11 protein-coding genes and 9 pseudogenes are annotated in these 19,457 nt (G+C 40.0%); 4 read left to right on the top strand and 16 right to left on the bottom strand.

What is annotated here, in order from left to right:
• Nucleotides 1-602: 602 nt before the first annotated feature.
• A pseudogene (locus BTN49_RS17790) lies at nucleotides 603-1,222 on the bottom strand (IS5 family transposase); the annotation flags it as partial.
• Between the two features lie 81 nt (nucleotides 1,223-1,303).
• Here BTN49_RS17790 and BTN49_RS22215 point away from each other — a divergent pair.
• Nucleotides 1,304-2,148 (top strand): annotated as a pseudogene (locus BTN49_RS22215) (IS982 family transposase).
• Nucleotides 2,149-2,258: 110 nt separating this feature from the next.
• Here BTN49_RS22215 and BTN49_RS20755 read toward each other — a convergent pair.
• Nucleotides 2,259-2,411: pseudogene (locus tag BTN49_RS20755) on the bottom strand (transposase); the annotation flags it as partial.
• 168 nt (nucleotides 2,412-2,579) lie between these two features.
• Entirely contained in the window at nucleotides 2,580-3,011 is a 432-nt protein-coding gene (gene ndk / locus BTN49_RS06860) for a nucleoside-diphosphate kinase (protein ID WP_097356564.1), read from the bottom strand.
• A gap of 739 nt (nucleotides 3,012-3,750) precedes the next feature.
• On the opposite strand from ndk, the gene BTN49_RS14020 reads away from it, so the two are divergent.
• Nucleotides 3,751-3,924 carry a hypothetical protein gene (locus tag BTN49_RS14020; RefSeq protein ID WP_158523672.1) on the top strand — a complete coding sequence of 58 codons (174 nt, stop codon included), beginning with the start codon at nucleotides 3,751-3,753 and terminating at the stop codon, nucleotides 3,922-3,924.
• Nucleotides 3,925-4,446: 522 nt separating this feature from the next.
• On the opposite strand, the gene nth is transcribed toward BTN49_RS14020, so the two are convergent.
• The 8 genes and pseudogenes from nth to BTN49_RS20750 form a co-directional block, all read right to left on the bottom strand.
• Nucleotides 4,447-5,082, bottom strand: coding sequence for an endonuclease III (nth, locus tag BTN49_RS06855; RefSeq protein WP_097356563.1), 636 nt, complete (start codon nucleotides 5,080-5,082; stop codon nucleotides 4,447-4,449).
• Between the two features lie 25 nt (nucleotides 5,083-5,107).
• Nucleotides 5,108-5,799: pseudogene (locus tag BTN49_RS06850) on the bottom strand (electron transport complex subunit E).
• Nucleotides 5,796-6,428 carry an electron transport complex subunit RsxG gene (gene rsxG / locus BTN49_RS06845; RefSeq protein WP_097356562.1) on the bottom strand — a complete coding sequence of 211 codons (633 nt, stop codon included), beginning with the start codon at nucleotides 6,426-6,428 and terminating at the stop codon, nucleotides 5,796-5,798. The pseudogene BTN49_RS06850 and the gene rsxG overlap by 4 nt, the downstream one beginning before the upstream one ends.
• Nucleotides 6,406-7,485, bottom strand: coding sequence for an electron transport complex subunit RsxD (gene rsxD, locus BTN49_RS06840; RefSeq protein WP_097356561.1), 1,080 nt, complete (start codon nucleotides 7,483-7,485; stop codon nucleotides 6,406-6,408). Before rsxD ends, rsxG begins: the two co-directional genes overlap by 23 nt.
• A gap of 2 nt (nucleotides 7,486-7,487) precedes the next feature.
• Complete coding sequence (gene rsxC / locus BTN49_RS06835; protein ID WP_097356560.1) at nucleotides 7,488-9,314, bottom strand: electron transport complex subunit RsxC; 1,827 nt, start codon at nucleotides 9,312-9,314, stop codon at nucleotides 7,488-7,490.
• Nucleotides 9,311-9,895, bottom strand: a complete 585-nt coding sequence (rsxB, locus tag BTN49_RS06830) for an electron transport complex subunit RsxB (protein ID WP_097356559.1) — start codon at nucleotides 9,893-9,895, stop codon at nucleotides 9,311-9,313. Before rsxB ends, rsxC begins: the two co-directional genes overlap by 4 nt.
• Entirely contained in the window at nucleotides 9,892-10,476 is a 585-nt protein-coding gene (rsxA, locus tag BTN49_RS06825) for an electron transport complex subunit RsxA (RefSeq protein ID WP_097356558.1), read from the bottom strand. The genes rsxB and rsxA overlap by 4 nt, the downstream gene beginning before the upstream one ends.
• Before the next feature lie 217 nt (nucleotides 10,477-10,693).
• Nucleotides 10,694-10,813 carry a transposase gene (locus BTN49_RS20750; RefSeq protein ID WP_097356608.1) on the bottom strand — a complete coding sequence of 40 codons (120 nt, stop codon included), beginning with the start codon at nucleotides 10,811-10,813 and terminating at the stop codon, nucleotides 10,694-10,696.
• 228 nt (nucleotides 10,814-11,041) lie between these two features.
• On the opposite strand from BTN49_RS20750, the pseudogene BTN49_RS20745 reads away from it, so the two are divergent.
• Nucleotides 11,042-11,895 (top strand): annotated as a pseudogene (locus BTN49_RS20745) (IS982 family transposase).
• A gap of 497 nt (nucleotides 11,896-12,392) precedes the next feature.
• Here the strand turns inward: BTN49_RS20745 and clpA are convergent.
• The 4 genes and pseudogenes from clpA to BTN49_RS20735 all read right to left on the bottom strand — a co-directional run bounded on the left by clpA (nucleotide 12,393) and on the right by BTN49_RS20735 (nucleotide 16,445).
• Complete coding sequence (gene clpA / locus BTN49_RS06810) at nucleotides 12,393-14,654, bottom strand: ATP-dependent Clp protease ATP-binding subunit ClpA (protein ID WP_097356557.1); 2,262 nt, start codon at nucleotides 14,652-14,654, stop codon at nucleotides 12,393-12,395.
• A 58-nt stretch (nucleotides 14,655-14,712) separates the two neighbouring features.
• Entirely contained in the window at nucleotides 14,713-15,009 is a 297-nt protein-coding gene (clpS, locus tag BTN49_RS06805) for an ATP-dependent Clp protease adapter ClpS (RefSeq protein WP_097356556.1), read from the bottom strand.
• A gap of 344 nt (nucleotides 15,010-15,353) precedes the next feature.
• Nucleotides 15,354-15,560, bottom strand: a pseudogene (locus BTN49_RS20740) (IS30 family transposase); the annotation flags it as partial.
• A gap of 3 nt (nucleotides 15,561-15,563) precedes the next feature.
• Nucleotides 15,564-16,445 (bottom strand): annotated as a pseudogene (locus BTN49_RS20735) (IS982 family transposase).
• Between the two features lie 212 nt (nucleotides 16,446-16,657).
• Between BTN49_RS20735 and BTN49_RS06795 the strand changes: the two are divergent.
• Nucleotides 16,658-17,523, top strand: a pseudogene (locus tag BTN49_RS06795) (transposase).
• Here the strand turns inward: BTN49_RS06795 and BTN49_RS06790 are convergent.
• Nucleotides 17,474-18,746 (bottom strand): annotated as a pseudogene (locus BTN49_RS06790) (IS256 family transposase). The pseudogenes BTN49_RS06795 and BTN49_RS06790 overlap by 50 nt on opposite strands.
• Nucleotides 18,747-19,457: the final 711 nt, after the last annotated feature.

Here is a 19,457-nt window from a genome sequence, read left to right as displayed (position 1 = left end):
CAACCGCGAGGCCAATGCCAAACATCTAGGAAATTTCCGCTGCTCGGGATCGTGTCGGGTAATGCAAAGCTGAGATGAAAACCCATTGACCCTTGGGCGACGTTCATAACGGTGCCTGATAAAACTTTGTCCATCAACAGCCCAACGCTGATCAAACCAACAACGCCACCTAGGGTGGAATCAGGTCGTCAAAAAGGCCGTATGCATGAGACCATAGCTGGTATTAAACTAATAACCAAATAAAAGATCATGCACTGGATTGGATCCTGTGTTAAATGGGTAGTTCATCAATAGCTCACGTTTCATTTCTCCAAGCAACCGGTGCACAATGCATTAGAGGGTCACGTAGGTCTTGGGTCGATCTAATAAAAACAGCACACTTTCCGGCGGAGTTGGATCACCAATAACAAGAACAATGGCAATATCCTGACCAAAATGGAAAACTGCAAAACACAGCATTGACCATCATGGATATGTGTCGCGCCGGCGCAAACTCTAAGTTAATAGTCAGTGTATTGGATATTTCTATTAAGATATCAATAGCAATGCAGCACGGAATTGTTGAGTAAATCAGGCTTATAACGCACTGATCCCAATCTTTTTTACAGTCTTGATTTTGTCTGCTGGCGAACAGGTATACCTAGTTTTATAACTTTATTCATTGCTTTAATATTTGCCTGAGCTTCACAAACTTGAGCATTTTAATCACGAAGAATGAGTTTATGGCTGAGCAACTGTTTGTAATGAAACATTACTGTTTCTGCTAATGAACGTTTGTGATAAACTCTATCCTTGTTTTTACTCCATCTAGTTTGGCCTCTTTCAATGCCTTTAGATCTTCATTTCTAGGATTCCCTTTTTTACAGTATTTCGCGTTATTTCGCGGTGGAATACTGGGCGATATTTCTTTATTTTTCAGTACGTGGTGACATGCTTTTGTGTCATAGGCTTTATCCGCACTGACTTACTGTATCTTTCGTCTTAATGGGGTAAGTAATGTAGGTAAAACCTGATTGTCACCCACAGAAACTAAGCTAACTTCTGCAGCGATAATCTCATGAGTAGACATATCAACAGCAAGATGAAGTTTACTCTAGATATACCTATTCTCCTTACCTTTTTTATGTGTTTTCCATTCTAATTTTTCGTATACCTTTAGGCCTGTGGTCGCAATAACAACGTGAGCAACAGCTCCTCGACTCGGTAAACGGTACTTAACCTGAGTTGCGCATAAGAAATTAACTAAATGCCAAAGTCGCGATCTGATCGTTTAAAAAACTATCGATTATATAAGGATTTTGGCATGAATACGTTAGACGCTGTTTTCGTCGATATCGACGAGAACAGCCATATTTTCCTCCCTACATGGGAAAATACTTCATTTTTCAGGTGTCAAACAAAGAAACAAACCTTCTTGCCTCTCGGTTAGCGAAATGATGACGATAGTGATAGCTTTCTATTAATCTGGATATCTAGACTTTAAAACCTATTACATCCACTTTGTTTACTTCTGCCTCACCCTCAGATTTCCTGAATTAGTCAGCTAAACGAGAATGCTCAATCCCATGAAAAGTGTTCTGGTTTAGCTTTGCTCTTACCGACAGGCAAAACCGACAAGGATTGCCTTCGTTAATTCGTCTAAGCTACAGGTTTCTCATAAGCTACGCATTTTCAGACATCAGGTTTTTAAAGGTACCGCGAAGCAAGAAAAAGGAATAATGGGGTGGTTCTACGCCTTCAAAGTACACTTTATTATCAATAATCAAGGTGACAACGGCTAACGTGGATGATAGGAAGCCTGTGCCGGAAATGGCTGAGGAATTTTGTGGCTATTTATACGGAGAAAAAGGTTATATCTCTACTCCATTGGAGCGGGAACTCGCAGACAAGGGAGTGACACTGATAACGGATGTAAAAAAACATGAAATCCAAAGTGATGAAACTTTGGGAGAGCCTGATACTCCGGAAACAATTTATTATTACAATCGTTTTTGACCAACTAAAAGACATATCCCAAATAGAGCCTTCTTGGCACCGCCGTTGTATCAGTTTTATTATAAATTTGCTGGGGGTTTATCGCGTATTCATTTCAACCAAAGAAACCGAGCATTAATAATTACTCGGTTTGATAAGCAATCACTTATGTAAATCTGAGGTTACTTAACTTCTGCATTCTTCGAATGTTTACTAATGCAAGTGTATGTAGGTAATTTCAGCAAAACATTCATCAACGTAAGATTCGAATTGAGAAAGCTTTCTTAAATCCATAAATTATAGAGCTTGAAAATATCTTTTATAATCAGTACCGTTTCAATCACGGTATCCAAAAATATAAACGTATGGCCACGATGGCCGTGATGCATTAGACAATGCCATGTCTTAATGACAGCGACGTTTATCCAAAAAGTAACTGATCCACGGTTTACTAATGCTTGATTATATTGTTGTCACTTGCTGATCTTGTGCTTAGTCTTTGCCTTTCCTTTTGCCATCATCACCTCCTGCTTAACTCCATGATGATCTGATTGTAGAAATTGCGATTAGTTCAGATATTTAGGAAACAACGCCTTATTAATGCATTACGATTTACGTGGGTAGATTTCATCTTCACTGAAGAAATACGCGATTTCACGTTTAGCAGCAATCTGACTATCTGAACCGTGCACAGAGTTAACACATATGTTTATTGCATAGTCTGAACGGATCGTGCCATAGGCTGCCTCATCTGGGTTAACTTTACCCATCAATTCTCGATAACGATCGATGGTAGCTTCACCTTCTAGAACCTGAACTATTATAGGACCAGATGTCATGAACGTGATTAAATCTGCATAGAAATGCTTCCCTTCATGTTCAGCATAAAACCCTTTCGCTTTCTCCTCTGAAAGATGGAGCATTTTTACAGCAATGAGTCGCAAACCTACCGCTTCTATACGTTGATAAATGGCGCCAATCAAATTACGCTCGACAGCATCAGGTTTAACAATTGATAAAGTGCACTCAGTGATCATTTTTCTTTTCCTTTTGTATTTGCTAATACCGCTTTAATCAGACGTTATCAACTTGTTATACTTACATAAGTAGCCTACCAGAATGCCATAACAGACCCAACCTAACATCATGGAACAGCGTTGTTTTCCCAAATATCTGAACTAATCGCAATTTCTACAATCAGATCATCATGGAGTTAAGCAGGAGGTGATGATGGCAAAAGGAAAGGCAAAGACTAAGCACAAGATCAGCAAGTGACAACAATATAATCAAGAATTAGTAAACCGTGGCTCAGTTGCTGGAGTATTATCAATATAGCATCACTCGCCGTAGTACCGATATAACCGAACTTTTGAGTCTCGCACCCGTATTACGTGTCGGTAAAGCTCTACCGGTATAAATCTTACGTGGCAAGTGGCTACGCCCAGACCTGCTAGGTTGGAAAGGGGAGTTAATCCCTGATGATCTGCCTAGTTTCCCTGTTAAATCTGACTGCATACTTAAAAAGATGCCTAAAGAGGCAGGCGTGTTGATTAGAAAGCCTGTAGAGAAAAGTATTAATAGCAAATAAGTGCGTAATGTTAGTGCGTTAGGGGATAACACCCAGCACGCCTTTATCCGTAACATAGGCGATGGAAATTATTTGGTATTGTCTAAACACAGATAGACAAATAAGGGAGATCAATGGATATTGAATATTACAAGATATACACTAGTCTGTGCTAGGAAGCGTATTATCTGCTGAAACAACAATTCAACGTGGATCTGGTTATCAAAAACCTAATGCTAGAAGCCAAGATGTTTGTTTACGAAGGTAATAACCGCTTTGGTCTTGTGATTTATAAGCAAGAAAGTGAAGCCTACACACATGCCATCGCACGTGTAAAAGATGGGGTGCGTGAAAAGGTCGGTATGTCATATGAGAAAGCATGATCTTAAAATTAACACCAAATACCTTAAGCCGATTATTTCTGGTGAAAACACATTTAAAATTCGACGCAATGCCCATGACTGTCAAGTTTGAGATCAAGTGATAGTTGTTGATTACGAAAGTAACCGTCATATGGTTCTTCGTATCAAATACATCACCAACTTTAAATAAAAGAAATGTTTTGTTGTTTTTCGTTCACTTGGCTTGAAGGAGAAGTGTTTGATGAGCAACATTGATTTTTAACAGATAGATGCGGTCGAATGGCTTAAACAATAGCCTAACTAATCTATCGATTTGGTTATCACGGACCCTGCATATGAGTCACTGGACAAGCACCGAGAAATTGGAACAACAACGAGGTTGATTCATAGCAAGTCATCAAATAACGAATGGTTCCGTATTTTTCCGAATGACCGTTACCCGAGTTTAATTGCTACGTGATGTGTGACGAAAGAACGCTGTTCGTCATCAAGCCCATTTTGGATGCTCAGCCTAGGTTAGGTACCGAAAAGTAAAATTTTGTTTTACAAACCTTGTTTGTAATCATATTCACACAAGTCTTCAATTACGCAGCTGCTGCATTGTAGTTTTCTGGCTAAGCAGGTGTAGCGTCCATGTAGGATTAACCAATGATGGGTGTCTTTCTTAAATTCTTTTGGGACTACCTTCAATAGTTTTTGTTCAACAAGACCGACATTTTTACCTACCGCAAATTTTGTACGATTTGAAACTCGGAAAACATGGGTGTCAACTGCAATAGTAGGCCACTGGAAGATGGTGTTTAATACGACGTTTGCAGTTTTTCTTCCTACACCAGGGAGGGCTTCTAACGCTTCTCGATTTTCAGGTATTTTACAGCCATGTTGATCTAATAATATCTGGCAGGTTTTAATAATATTTTTTGCTTTAGAATTAAATAAACCAATGGTTTTGATATGATTTATCACTCCATTTATGCCAAGTTTTAACATAGCATCTGGGGTATTGGCAACTGAATAAAGTTTGTTAGTTGCCTTGTTTACACTAATATCAGTTGTCTGTGCAGAAAGTAATACTGCAATCAATAACTCAAAAGGAGAATGCCATGTTAATTCCGTTTCCGGATGAGGATTTTTAGTTTGAAGGCGTTCTAGAATCTCAATTCGTTTTCGATCATTCATTGTTTATCCATTTAGAGATGGTTTATTAATTCATAGATGTCACGCGCCCGCGTACAATTATAACTTTATCTTCAGTTATTTTCGAGTTTGTTGGTTATCAAAGACATTTCTCAGTGCGATTAGCAGACCTACTGTCAAAAAGGCACCTGGTGGAAGAATTACTAACAAAAATGGGTTGTCCAAGTGGAATATTTGGATACGAAGTCCTACTGCCCACTCCCCCAAGAGACGATCTGCACCTTCAAATAATGTGCCGCTACCAAGAATTTCTCTGATTGTACCAAGAATGACCAAGGACGCCGTCATTCCCATCCCCATCCAGAAACCATCTAGTACGGAAGATAATGGATTGTTTTTTGAAGCATAAACTTCTGCACGGCCGATGATGGTGCAGTTAGTCACGATCAACGGAATGAAGATACCAAGAGATTGGTAAAGCCCATATGCATGGGCGTTCATTAGAAGTTGAATACAGGTTACGAGTGACGCGATAATCATTACGAAAATCGGTATGCGCACCTCTTTCGGAATCCATTGACGAATCAAAGATATGACAAAGTTTGAAGTCATGACTACCAGTGTGCTCGCAAGCCCAAGGCCAAGCGCATTAGTGAGGGTTGCAGATACGGCTAATAGTGGACAGATGCCCAATATTTGGACTAATACAGGGTTATTGTTCCACAATCCGTTCTTCATCAATCTGGTATTCAGGCTCATAATTCGTCGCTACAATCACTTGGTTGGTAAAGAATTTGGTTTTTGTGATGGAAGAGAAACGTAGACACTTTTCTCACCGCATTTACGATTGCTCTTGGTGTAATGGTTGCACCAGTGAATTGGTTGAACTGACCACCGTCTTTATGTACTGCCCAGCGTTTATCATCGGCGCTGTTGATAGATTTACCACTGAATGATAATATCCAGTTCGAGATATTTAAGTCGATTCTATCACCGAGTCCTACTGTTTCGTTGTGTTGTAAGACACGAACTCCTACTACAGTATTATTAGTATCGACACCCACCAAGACTTTTATAGCACCATTATAGCCGTTTTGGGCGAATGCTTTGACGACCATCCCTGTTGGTTTTCCATTTTTAGTTGCGATATATACAGGCATCTTGTCATCAGTTCCCAACTCAGGGCTACTAACCAACGTGCAGTTTTGGGAGAGTATGTTGTCATGCATCGTAGCAGGAAGGACTTGATTCAGTACTTGTAGTAACTGCTGTAGTTCTTGCTCCGCAATAGTATCCTTGGTTAGTGCGTCTGTAATCGCGACAATACCTGTAGAAAACAGTGCTGCAAGCGCGAGAATGGCACCATTATTTTTCATTGCGCGGATCATTTTTTTCCTTCCTGTAACCGTAAACGATTGGTTTGGTGTAGTAATCAATTAAGGGTACACACATATTGGCAATGAGTACGGCAAATGCCACACCATCAGGAAATCCGCCTAAGGTACGGATAAGATAAATTAACGTCCCAATTATCATACCAAAAACTAGTCGACCTTTTGAAGTTGTTGCTGCAGAGACAGGATCGGTGGCAATGAAGAATGCACCCAACATGGTTGCACCGGAAAAGAGGTGGAGGAGTGGCGAAGTGACGGTATCAGGACTGACAGTATAGCCAATAGCGCTGAAGATAAACAGGGTAGCCAATATTCCAATGGGTATTTGCCACTTTATTATTTTTTGTTTTAGTAACATCAATCCACCGAGCAAGAAAGCGAAGTTGATCCACCCCCAATCCAGTCCCCAAAAAGTATCAAAAACTGGCTCTAAGACTGCTTCAGTCTCCGTTTTACCTGCTATTAGTGCACTTTTAACAGTATCCAATGGTGTTGCCATGGTAAAGCCATCTGCGGTGAGTCGTAATTGATTCACACTAAAACCACCAGTGTTTAATCCTGTGAAGATGGTCGACACACTGTCCATAAAAGTAAGTGGTTGAATCAGCAGAGAAGATGGTGGTAACCAGATTGTCATTTGCACAGGGAACGAAATTAGCAGTACAACATATGCCACCATTGCAGGGTTAAATGGGTTGTTACCTAGTCCGCCGTATAAATGTTTGGCAATAATGATTGCGAAGAGAGAACCGATAACCACGATCCACCAAGGCGTGAAGGGAGGAACAGATATACCAATCAGGAGTCCTGTGAGTAGTGCCGAATGATCCTGTAAATAACGTTTTACAGGCCTTCGACGAATAGTGATGACGATAGCCTCAGCAAGGAGGGAAGTGATGGAAGCAAGGGATAACTGAACTAGGACACCCCAACCAAAGAAATAACAGAGGGTAGAGATACCTGGAAAGGTGCATAGTATCACCCTCATCATTATGTTACCGATGCTCTTGTTACTGTGATAATGTGGACGACTAGCAATAGAAAAGGCCAAGATTATTTATCCTCGTCATTTTTTCTTAGCTGTATTTTTTTACGTGCCTTTGCACGTGCGATTGCAGCGGCCACGACACGATTCTTATCAGATGATGTTTCTAACGATACATAATTATAACGTTCTCCATCGTCACGTACTTTGCATGCTCGATCCTGTTTTTCATGTTCTTCGTAAATCGGCTTTATTTTTCTGCTATTTTGTACAACCTGATTACTTGCGATTTGCTTCGCTTTGGCTTTTGCAATAGCAGCCGCGATTACTGGCTTCATGGACATTTTTGAGCTGCTTTGTTTGGATTCTGATTGTAAGCGAAAGGTAGTGCTCGTTACGGTACCACTATCATTGAAATCTTCCATTGCTCTATGGCGATTTTTAATTGATTGTTTGTCTCGGGTTGAACGCTGTTCATTTTTACGTTCTGTACGCAATCTTTTGGCTTCAAACCGCTTACGTGCAAGTTCCGCCCGTAATTTCTCAGTATTTCGCTTGCGTATTTCTGATTTTGCTTGACGATAGTATCGTACCAGTGGGATTTCACTTGGGCAAACGTAAGCACACGCCCCACACTCAATACAGTCAAATAAATTATATTCTTCGCATTTATCGAGATTGTGATCTTTAGCGTACCAGTTTAATTGCTGCGGAAGTAAAAATGCTGGACAAACATCGGCACAGTCGCTACAGCGAATACAGGACATCTCACCTTGTGATGAGATGACATCTAACCGACTTGGCACCAATACACAGTTGGTCTCTTTACTGATGGGTACATTGGCATGCGGAATAGTAACGCCCATCATTGGGCCACCAATGATCAAATGTTCAATCTTATTATCTGGTGTATAACCATGCTTATCAAGGAGGAACCGTATAGGCGTACCAAGCAGTGTCCAACGGTTTCTTTGTTGTTGAAGAGTAGCACCTGTAAGTGTTACAACACGCTGTATTAGTGGTTCCCCATCAATAATTGCACGTTTAACGGCAAAAACAGTGCCAACGTTTTGCATTAGGACACCGATTGAGGTTGGAATAGATTTCGTTGGTACTTCTTTCCCTGTTATCAGTTTGACCAGTTGTTTTTCACCGCCGGATGGATATTTTGTTGGCACAACCTGTACGAGTATGTTTGGTTTGTCACCGATAGATCTCTTTAGTGCTGAGATTGCTTTAGGTTTGTTATCCTCGATGGCTATTAAAGCGAGTTGAGGCTGGACGATGTGCTGTAGAATCTCAATGCCTTGAATAATCTCGTCTGAATGCTCTTGCATCAAGAGATCGTCGGCCGTGACGTAAGGTTCACATTCAGCACCGTTGATAATTAGAATATCGGTTCGCACTAATCCCGATTGCAGTTTTATGGCAGACGGAAAACCTGCACCACCCAATCCTGAAATTCCCATCATATGAACATGGGTAATTAAAGTTTCTGCTTCTACTGTCAGGAATTCCCAGATTGGTTGTTTTTTTGTCCATTGATCGTCAAAGTCAGGACGGATGATTATGGAGGTGTTACTTAACTCAGATGCATCTATGATGGTATGTGCTTCGATGGCAATGACGTCACCAGATGTAGGTGCATGCACGGGGCAGCATTGGAAGATGTTTGATTTTGTCAGAGGTTGACCTTTGAGAACGTGATCACCAACGCTGACGAGTATCTGCACAGATGAACCGAAATGTTGTTTGATCGGGAGTATGATTGTACTTGGAATTTCAACGGGTAAGATAGAGTGTTTATTTGACTGTTGCTTGTTTTCTGGTGGATGAATGCCGCCATGAAAATTCCAGATCTTCCCATGTTTAATTTGTTCGATTAAAGTGGTCATTTTTGCTCAATGCCTTTTGTATTGTCTGTAGAAAGTTGAACAACATGGATTTGATTGAATTGCCATTTCCAATTTTTAGATGTAGTTTTCATAGGGATCATTTCAATACAGTCAGTTGGGCAGGGTGCAACGCAGAGATCACATCCTGTGCATTCATCTTTCATTATTGTATGCATCGCCTTTGTACTACCAATGATCGCATCAATTGGGCAAATTTGAATGCATTTGGTACAACCAATGCAACTATCTTCATGGATGAAGGCAACGTTTCTTGTGCTGGTTTTATCCTCATAGGCAGACTCTGTTATTTCAATTCCCATAAAATTGGCTAACTGTTCTATTGTTGTTTGGCCACCAGGTGGGCACTTATTAATTTCATCACCATTGGCAATTGCTTGTGCATATGGGAGGCATCCTAGATAACCACATTGACCACATTGTGCTTGAGGAAGAATCGTATTAATTTTGTCGACGAGAGGATCAACTTCTACTTTGAAGTGGACAGATGAAAAGCCAAGCAAAATTCCAAAAACAGCCGCAAGGGCAGATATAGTCAGTACTGCAATCAAAATTTTGATCATTTCAAGTTAACCAAACCTATAAAACCCATAAAAGCAAGCGACATGAGCCCAGCGGTAATCATCGAAATCGAGGTACCACGAAAGGGCTGAGGCACATCCGCAGCAGCGATACGTTCTCGCATTGCAGCAAACAAAATGAGAACAAGAGAGAAGCCAGTAGCAGCCCCGAAGCCATAGATGATTGATTCAATGAAGTTGTGTCGTTTACCGATATTAAGTAATGCAACACCCAGTACGGCACAGTTAGTTGTAATCAATGGAAGGAAGATCCCGAGCAAACGATACAGCGTGGGGCTGGTTTTGTATATGAACATCTCGGTAAATTGCACGACAACAGCAATCATTAGAATGAAGCTGAGTGTTCGAAGGTACTCCAAACCAAGTGGTGAGAGTACGTAGGTTTCCACTAAGTAAGAACTGACAGAGGCAAGCGTTAGGACGAATGTAGTCGCGATACTCATCCCGATCGCGGATTCAAGTTTCTTAGATACCCCCATAAAGGGGCATAAGCCAAGGAAGTTAACCAGCACGAAGTTATTAACTAGGATGGTGCTGATGAAAAGCAATAAATATTCAGTCATGGCATTCTTCGGATATTTTAATAAGATATTGCATTATCAGCCTTTGACGTGCTTATAACAACAGAACGGTGAAGGTGTTCTCACTAAAAATGCAGAAATGAACTATTTGTGCTCGAATTCACATTGAGGATATTAAGGAGGTAACAGCATGAAAGATAAGCTGATATAGCTAGATCAAACTAAATTTATATAATCCACATGCTGATCAAACAGTTCGTCAATGGAACAACGCTCTTTTCTTTTTATTAGACTTCACCTCTACCCATTTATGTTCTATTTGGTTAAGATCTGAACTGTAAGGAGGAAAACACTCTAGAGTACAACCACGAGCTTCAATTGCTTACAGTGTGTCGCTATGCTTATGAAAAATTGCATTATCCACAGCAATCACAGCTTGCTCTAGAGCTTTCGGAAGTAAATCTTGTTCGATCCATGCGTGAAATACCTTTGCATTGACGCTTCCAATTACTAAGTTAACCTGAGATACGCATAAGAAATACACTAAATGCTAAGGTTGCGATCTGATCGTTTGAAAAGAAACTATTGACTGCATAAGGACTGGGGCATGTCTAACTTAGACGCTGTTTTCGTCGATGTTGACGACTTCTACCAGACTTTCCTTCCTGCATGGGAAAAACACCTAATTTTTTCCGGTATCAAATAAAGAAAAAAACCTTCTTACTTCTCAATTAGCGAAGTGATGATGATAGTGATAGCTTTCCATCAATCTAGATATCGAGACCTCAAAACTTATTAGATCCACTTTGTTTGTCACTACCTCACCAACGAATTTCCTGAATTAGTTAGTTACACGAGGATGTTTAAATTCATGTAAGGTGTCCTAGTTCCGCTTTGCTCTTACCTCACTTACCGTGAGGCAAGGCTGATAGGGATTGCCTTCTTTGTTTATTCGTTTAAGCTACAAGTTTGTCACAACCTACGCATTCTCAGACATCAGGTTTTTAAAGGTACCGCAATGCGAGGGAAAGGAACGATGAGGTGGTTCTACGGTTTCAAATTGTACTTCATTATCAATGACCAAGGTGGCATTATCTCAGTCAAAGTAACGACGGTTAACGTGGATGATAGAAAGCCTGTATCGGAAATGGTTGGCGAGCTTTGGGGTGTTTATACGGAGATAAAGGTTATATTTCTGATCCATTGGATCGGGAACTAGCAGACAAGGGAGTAACACTGATAACGGGTGTAAAAAAACATAAAATTCAAAGTGATGAAACTTTGGAACCGCCTAATGCTCTGGAAACAATTTATTATTAAAACCAGTTTAAACCAACTAAAAACATATCCTAAATTGAGCATTTTCAGTACCTAGCAGATCTCATTGCGTATTCCTTTCAACCAAAGAAGCCGAGCATTAAGATTAATTGGCTTGATAAGCTAGCGCTTATGCAGATCTGAGGTTATTTTAGTGCATCAACACGGAACTATGTCAGCGAGAACCCACCCTAAGAAAATAGGAAAAATCTATGACGTTAATTTGACTATGATTAATCTTGCCATAAAATAGTGGCAGATTCCTTATTCTACTTCGCGTTATCAGAAGGACAAAGGAACAATATTATTCGTGCAGAGAGTCTTGTAGACCACCTTGCCGAAGTCAATACTATAGTTTCTGACAAGAGCTATGAGAAAATATCATTCAGAGAGCATGTAGAGCTTAAAAGTGTAAAGACCGTCATTTCTAAGTGAAATGATAAGCGAGATACCGATAAAGGCGGTATCAACTGCTCTCTATATAAATATCGGCATTGAGCAGAAAATCCCTTTTAGAAAATTAAATAATATCGTTCAGTTCCAATCAGATATGCTAAACTAGCATGTTACTATAGATGCCGTTGTATGATTAAACTAGTTTTATACAGTAAAGATCAACAACCACTAGGTTCTACTGAAAATTATGCAGGTTCCATTTCATCGCTAAAGCTAAATGTTAGTTCATCATTCTTCACCCCAACTTTTACCGTCCCACCATTGATAAGGCAACCAAACAACAGTTCATTGGCCAAGTCCTTCTTCACATGCTCCTGCATCACACGACCCATCGGACGAGCACCCATGGATTTATCATAGCCTTTCTCCGCTAACCACAGCTTTGCTTTCTCTGTGATTTCTAGAGACACACCACGAGCATCCAACTGTGCTTGTAGCTCAACAATAAACTTGTCAACCACTTGCAGTATAATATTTTGATCAAGATGGGTAAACCAAATGATGTTATCAAGACGGTTCCTAAACTCAGGCGAAAAGACCTTTTTGATTTCGGCCATAGCATCATGACTGTGATCTTGTTGAATTAGACCAATAGATCTACGTACCACTTCTGAACTACCAGCATTAGTGGTCATTACCAGAATTACATTCCGAAAATTAGCTTTGCGTCCATTATTATCCGTTAGTGTCCCGTTATCCATCACTTGTAGCAGCAGATTAAACACATCTGGATGCGCTTTTTCAATTTCGTCTAACAGAATAACACAATGTGGATGCTTCATCACGCAATCAGTCAGTAATCCACCTTGTTCGTAGCCCACGTAGCCAGGAGGCGCCCCGATCAATCGACTGACCGTATGTCGCTCCATATACTCTGACATATCAAAACGCTGAAGTTCGATGCTCATTGCGCGAGCTAACTGAACAGTTACTTCCGTTTTACCAACACCAGTAGGTCCCGCAAACAAGAACGAACCTACTGGTTTGTTCTCTGCACCTAAACCCGCACGACTCAGCTTAATAGCCTCAGATAATGCACTAATCGCCGTATCTTGTCCAAATACTAACATTTTAAGTTTTTGTTCAAGTGATTGGAGAATATCTCGGTCAGTTGCTGAAACCGATTTCTCAGGGATACGAGCCATCTTAGCCACCATTGACTCAATGTCTCCTACACCAACAGTTTTTTTCCGTTTATTAACGGGTACTAAGCGACAACGTGCCCCAGCCTCATCAATGACATCGATTGCTTTATCAGGTAAGTGACGATCGTTAATATACTTAGCGGACAAGTCCACTGCTGCGCGTATTGCTTTGTTGGTGTATCGCACTTCATGATGAGCTTCGTATTTCGGCTTCAAACCCATCAAAATTTTTGTGGTATCGTCCAAGGATGGTTCAACCACATCGATTTTCTGAAATCGACGGGCCAACGCTCGTTCTTTCTCGAAAATATTACTAAATTCTTGGTAAGTCGTTGATCCAATACAACGCAGTTTACCACTAGACAATAGTGGTTTAACTAAATTTGCAGCATCCACTTGACCTCCTGACGCTGCCCCTGCACCAATTATGGTGTGGATTTCGTCAATAAACAGTACAGCATGATCTTCTTTTTCTAGCTGCTTCAGGATATTTTTGAAACGCTTTTCGAAATCACCACGATATTTAGTACCCGCAAGCAAAGAACCAATATCAAGGGAGTGGATGATGCAGTTTTGAATGATATCAGGTACCAGTCCTTCGACAATGCGCCAAGCTAAGCCTTCAGCAATAGCCGTTTTACCTACACCCGCCTCACCTACCAGCAGTGGATTATTTTTACGGCGACGGCATAACACCTGAATTGTGCGTTCAAGTTCTATATCACGACCGATGAGGGGATCGATACCCCCAACACGTGCAAGTCGATTCAGGTTGGTCGCGAAGTTTTCTAATCGATCTTCACCACCTTCAACTATAGCCTCTTCAGAAGATAGATCTGAATTGGGTACGTTTTCATCATCGCGACTTGATGTCGTCGTACCATGTGAAATGTAATTGACCACATCAAGACGGCTAATATCATTTTTCTTTAGCAGGTAAACAGCGTGTGATTCTTGTTCACTAAAAATAGCTACCAGTACATTCGCACCGTTAACTTCGCTACGTCCAGATGACTGAACGTGGAAAACTGCACGTTGCAATACACGTTGGAAGCTTAACGTTGGCTGGGTTTCCCGATTGACATCATCGGCAGGTATCCGTGGTGTAGTTTGTTCAATGAATGCTTCTAATTCCTTGTGCAGGGCATCAAGATCAGTGCGACAAGCAAGTATAGCTTCACGGGCTGCTACATTCTTCAGCAGCGCTAACAACAGATGTTCTACTGTCATAAATTCATGACGTTTCTCACGAGCTCTTGCAAAAGCCTCGTTAAGACTAACTTCGAGTTTTTTATTTAGCATAAGGCACCTCCTTCAATAACCACATTCTGGCGTGCCGGAGAAACTCGTTTTCTCCTACTTAGGCTTTCTCCACGGTGCACATTAACGGGTGCTGATGCTCTTTCGCATACATCGAAACCTGTGCGACCCTCGTTTCGGCAATCTCCGCCGAATAGACACCACAAACAGCCTTTCCTTTGTAATGGACAGCCAGCATTATCTGTGTTGCTTCTTTCAAGTCTATGGAAAAAATCCGTTGCAACACCTCCACTACAAACCCCATGGGGGTATAATCGTCATTTTTCAAGAACACTTTATACAAAGACGGTGTTTTTTCCTGCCTTTCTTCCACTTCTTTAAGTTTAGCAACTTTCATCTTATTTATCCGAGACAATCCATTCGTATAATTTTATCATAACCACTTACAATATTTAAGGAGGTTCGAGTGTTCTTTACAAGAACAAAACGATTAGTTGTAATTTTATTCATTCATATCACAACAGAGCATCATAAGAAATCCTGTCACTTCTTAGAATCTAATTCAGAGATTATGTGATAGAAACTCCAACAATACCATTGTCTGGACATCCGCATAGAATAGGCACGGCAATCATATATAACTATATACTGCCTATCCTCCTAAATTCAAGTCTGCAGCAAAACTGCTTTCTAAGAAAATCAGTAATGCCATGTCTTTAAAATAACGGTAAGAAATTTCAATTAAAAACATTTCTTAAACTGATTCTTGATCCTTGCTTGAGAAAAGGTAATCTCTATCACTTGGGATCTTTCTTAAGTCTGTCCTTATTTCTTTACGTATTATCTCAAAAGCCCATTAGCATTTTCATTTACCCCTAATTTCCATGAGCAGTAAGAGTGTGCAAAGTAAATCTCTGTATCCAAAACTTTTGCTATTTCTTCTTGATAAACTCAGATCTGCATAAGTGCTTGCTTATCAAACCGAGTCATCTTAATACTTGACTTCTTTGGTTGAAATGAATAGGAGATAAGCCCCGCCAGCAAGTTGACTATAAAGCTGATACAACTACGATACCGAGAATGCTCGATTTGGAATATGTTTTTAGTTGATCCAAACCAGTTTCAATAATAAATCGTTTCCGGATCATTAGGCGGTTCCAAAGTTTTATCACTTTGAATTTTATGTTTTTTACACCCGTTATCAGTGTCACTCCCTTGTTTGTAAGTTCCCGCTCTAATGGACCAGAAATATAATCTTTTATCTTCATATAAACACCCCAAAAACTGGTCAACTATTTCTGATACAGGCTTTCTATTAGCCACGTTATCCGTCATCACTTTGACTGAGATAATGCCATCTTGGTTATTGATAATAAAGTGTAATTCTACACCGTAGAACCACCCCATCGTTCCTTTTCCTCGCTTCGCGGTACCTTTAAAAACCTGATGTCTGAGAATGCGTAGGTTGTGACAAACCTGTAGCTTGGACGAATCAACAAAGGAAATTCCTGTCGGCCTTCACTCACGGTGAGTGAAGCAAGAGCAAAGCGGATCCAGAACCCCTTTCATGATCTTGAGCATTCGTGTGTAGCTAACTAAGTTAGGAAATTCGTCGGTGAGGTAGTGACAAACAAAGTGGATGTAATAGGTTTTGAAGTTTCGATATCCTGATTTATGGAAAGTTATCACTATCATCATCACTTCGCTAACTGAGAGGCGAGAAAGTTTATTTCTTTGTTTGATATCGGAAGAAATTAAGGGCTTTGCCCATGCAGGGAGTAAAGTTTGGCAGAAGTCGTCGACATCGATGAAAACAGCGTTTAAGTTATTCATGCTTAAGTTCGTGTGCAGTCAATAGTTTATTTCAAACGATCAGATCGCGACTTTGGCATTTAGTTCATTTCTTATGCGCAGCTCAGGTTAATCATATGGGATGATGTATTTAATGGATTGTCATTCATGTGAAATGGCTTTATTTTCCAAATACCTGAACTAATCGTAATTCCTACGATCAGATCATAATGGAGTTAAAATGGGAGGTGATGATGGGAAAGACCAAGTACAAGATCAGCAACTTGAAACAATATAATCAACCATTAATAAACCGTAACTTAGTCACTTTTTGGATAAATATCGCTGCCATATAAGGCACGGCATTGTTTAAATGCATCACGGTCGTGATTTTATATTTTTGGATACCGAGAATTGGAACGTCACTGATGGTGAAAAGTATTTTCACGCTCCCACTTCGTGGATTAAAAGGTTTTCTCAATTCGGTTGTTACGTTGATGAATGTCCCGATGAAATGCCTTACATACACTTTTATTAGTAACCGTTCGAAGAACGTATAAATTAAGTACGATTTACAGAATCAAGGAGTGGTCGTCCACGTTATTATTGATGCCATATGCTTCAATGTATCTGGCGCAAACTTAATCATGTGGTTGATGTGTCTACTCATGAGGTTATCACCACCGAAGTTAGCATAGTGTCGGTGAGTACCAATAAGTTTTCACCTACATTGCTTAACCCGTTACGATGAAAGATACAGCAAATCAGTGCTGATGGAGCTTATGATATAAAAGCATGTCACCACGTATTGAAAAAGAAAGAAAGAATGCGCAGTACTTGGAGTAAAGACATCCGAGAAATCAAGTTATAAAAGCGGTAGGAGAAGATAAATTGGCGAAGTGGAAAAGGATAGGGGTATTACAACCGCTTAGTAGTAGAGATAGGAATGTTTCTCTATAAATAGTTACTTAGCCCTAAACTTACTCTTCGTTATTACAATGCTCAAGTTGATGAAGCACTGGCAAATTTGAAAGCGATGAACACAGTTATAAGACTCGTTATACTTGGAGTTATGGTAAAATCTGGTGCACAGTTGCCAGAACGGTATCCTGATGATTGACGTTTGTTTTATGAATACTATCTCTGAATTTCACGCCTTTGATGATATCCGAGAGTAATTTAAATCCCCGCAGCTTACGCTAGTTACTTCAGCGGTTCGCATCAGTTCGCGGGTCATTACCAGTGTTGTTTTTTGGTTTCCACTATTTTTGGTTTTGTTCGTTCTTAGCCTCATCGTTGAATACATTGATTCAATGGGGTTTGTCGTTCTAATATATTTCCAGTGTTCGGTATGGAAATCGTAAAATGCCAGTATTTAAACTTTACCTTTGGTCAGGAACTCCGCTGCTTTGGGATATTTAGCACTATATCGTGTTTCGAACTGTCCGAAGGCTTTATGTGCTTCTTGTTTGTGTCTCCGCCATCCAGATATTGTAAAGAATTTTTTATTTTTGGTTGAATAGACTTTAGGACTTTGTTTAATACATTGGCCGTTTTGTGTACCGAGCAGCGCTGAGAGCGCGTCGTTGGCTAATGCTTTGTCACTGCATTCCAAAAACCGAAAGTGCCTTGCCAATGGCGAGTTCAGGAGCGATACTTATACCTTGGAACGTTAGCTGTGACAGAACTTCAAGCCAACTGACCACTGACTCCCTGTACCTATCTACAACGGAGAGCAGTTCCTTGCGGCCGGCACCATCGACGCCGATGATAAAAAGCAGGCAACGCTTGTCATCTATCCGAACTTTGCAGTAAATACCATCGGTTCAAATGTAGACATACCGCCGTTTACTTAGGTCGTGTTTACGGCACTGGTCGTATTCTGCTTTCCACTTCTGCTTGAGTCGAGAAATACTGTTTGCTGACAAGTCCTTGACTTGCTTACCTAAGAGCCATTTCAGGGCTGGTTGCATATCTCCCGTGGATATCCCTTGCAGATAGAGTCAATGGATGATCTCTTCTATATTTTTGGTTCGCTTAAGATAGGGCGGAAGCAATGTGCTGTTAAACTTTATCCCGCTCCCTGTTCTATCTCGAATCTTTGGGACTTTGACAGTAATGTTGCCGAGATCAGTTTGTAGGTGCCGCTTAGGTAAATGGCCATTGCGAACTACTCCCTGCTTTCGTTTCACTTGGAGTTATGTAAAATTATCGAGCAAGGATTGAACCTCGGCTTCTATAGCTTGAGTCAACAACTGCTGTGCCTTGTTTCAGCAGTTCATTAAGCAAGTTTGCTAGTTTATGAAGCTCGGTAATGTTGTGATTATTGTCCCTGCGGTGTATTTCTTGTTGGTTGTTGATCTGGCGAGATCAATCCACAGCTTACACCTCATTATTTCCTACTAATACACTAGAAATTAATATAGCTCACTTGTTATATACACAAATTAAAACTGTAAAAGAGATGAGGATTAGTGCGTTATAGGCTTGATTTGATCAATAACTCCTGTTAAACGAAGAAAAATCTATCGCATACATGAGCTGCAATCAGTCTTATTGAAACGCAAGGATCTGCTTGGATCGATAAATAACATAGTTAGTTGCAGTAGCCATTAAATGCCTAGTTATCTATACTACATTTCAGTTCATCATGTCTTTTTATGATACTCTCTTTCTATAGAGTTTAGATAATTAGACTAAAAATCTTTTTTCACGTTAAGATTCATTAATAAAATAAACAAAAAATAAATTAATTTAAAGTGGTGAATTAGATGCTGAAATAACCAATGAGTAGATATTAACAATAAGAATTGATATATCAGTATGTTACAATGTAAAATCTTCGTGATAGATATGATGCAAATAGAATAATTCATTTTAACCATTATAAATATTCCTAACAGATCTAACCTTATTAGAAATGATTTAAATGAATCGATGATGAAACTAATTGTCTCATAATGATATACATATCATCCTTCATGTCTATCTTTCTCTATTTTCATAAAAATGTTGTCATAACACTTAATCTAGGACTTGACTGCCTAAATCTTT

Origin of the sequence: Candidatus Enterovibrio escicola (assembly GCF_002464935.1) — a bacterium.
In the GTDB taxonomy this organism is placed as follows: Bacteria; Pseudomonadota; Gammaproteobacteria; order Enterobacterales; family Vibrionaceae; genus Enterovibrio; species Enterovibrio escicola.
Note: the sequence above shows the minus strand (reverse complement) of the source record. Positions and strands in the feature narration are given on the sequence as shown.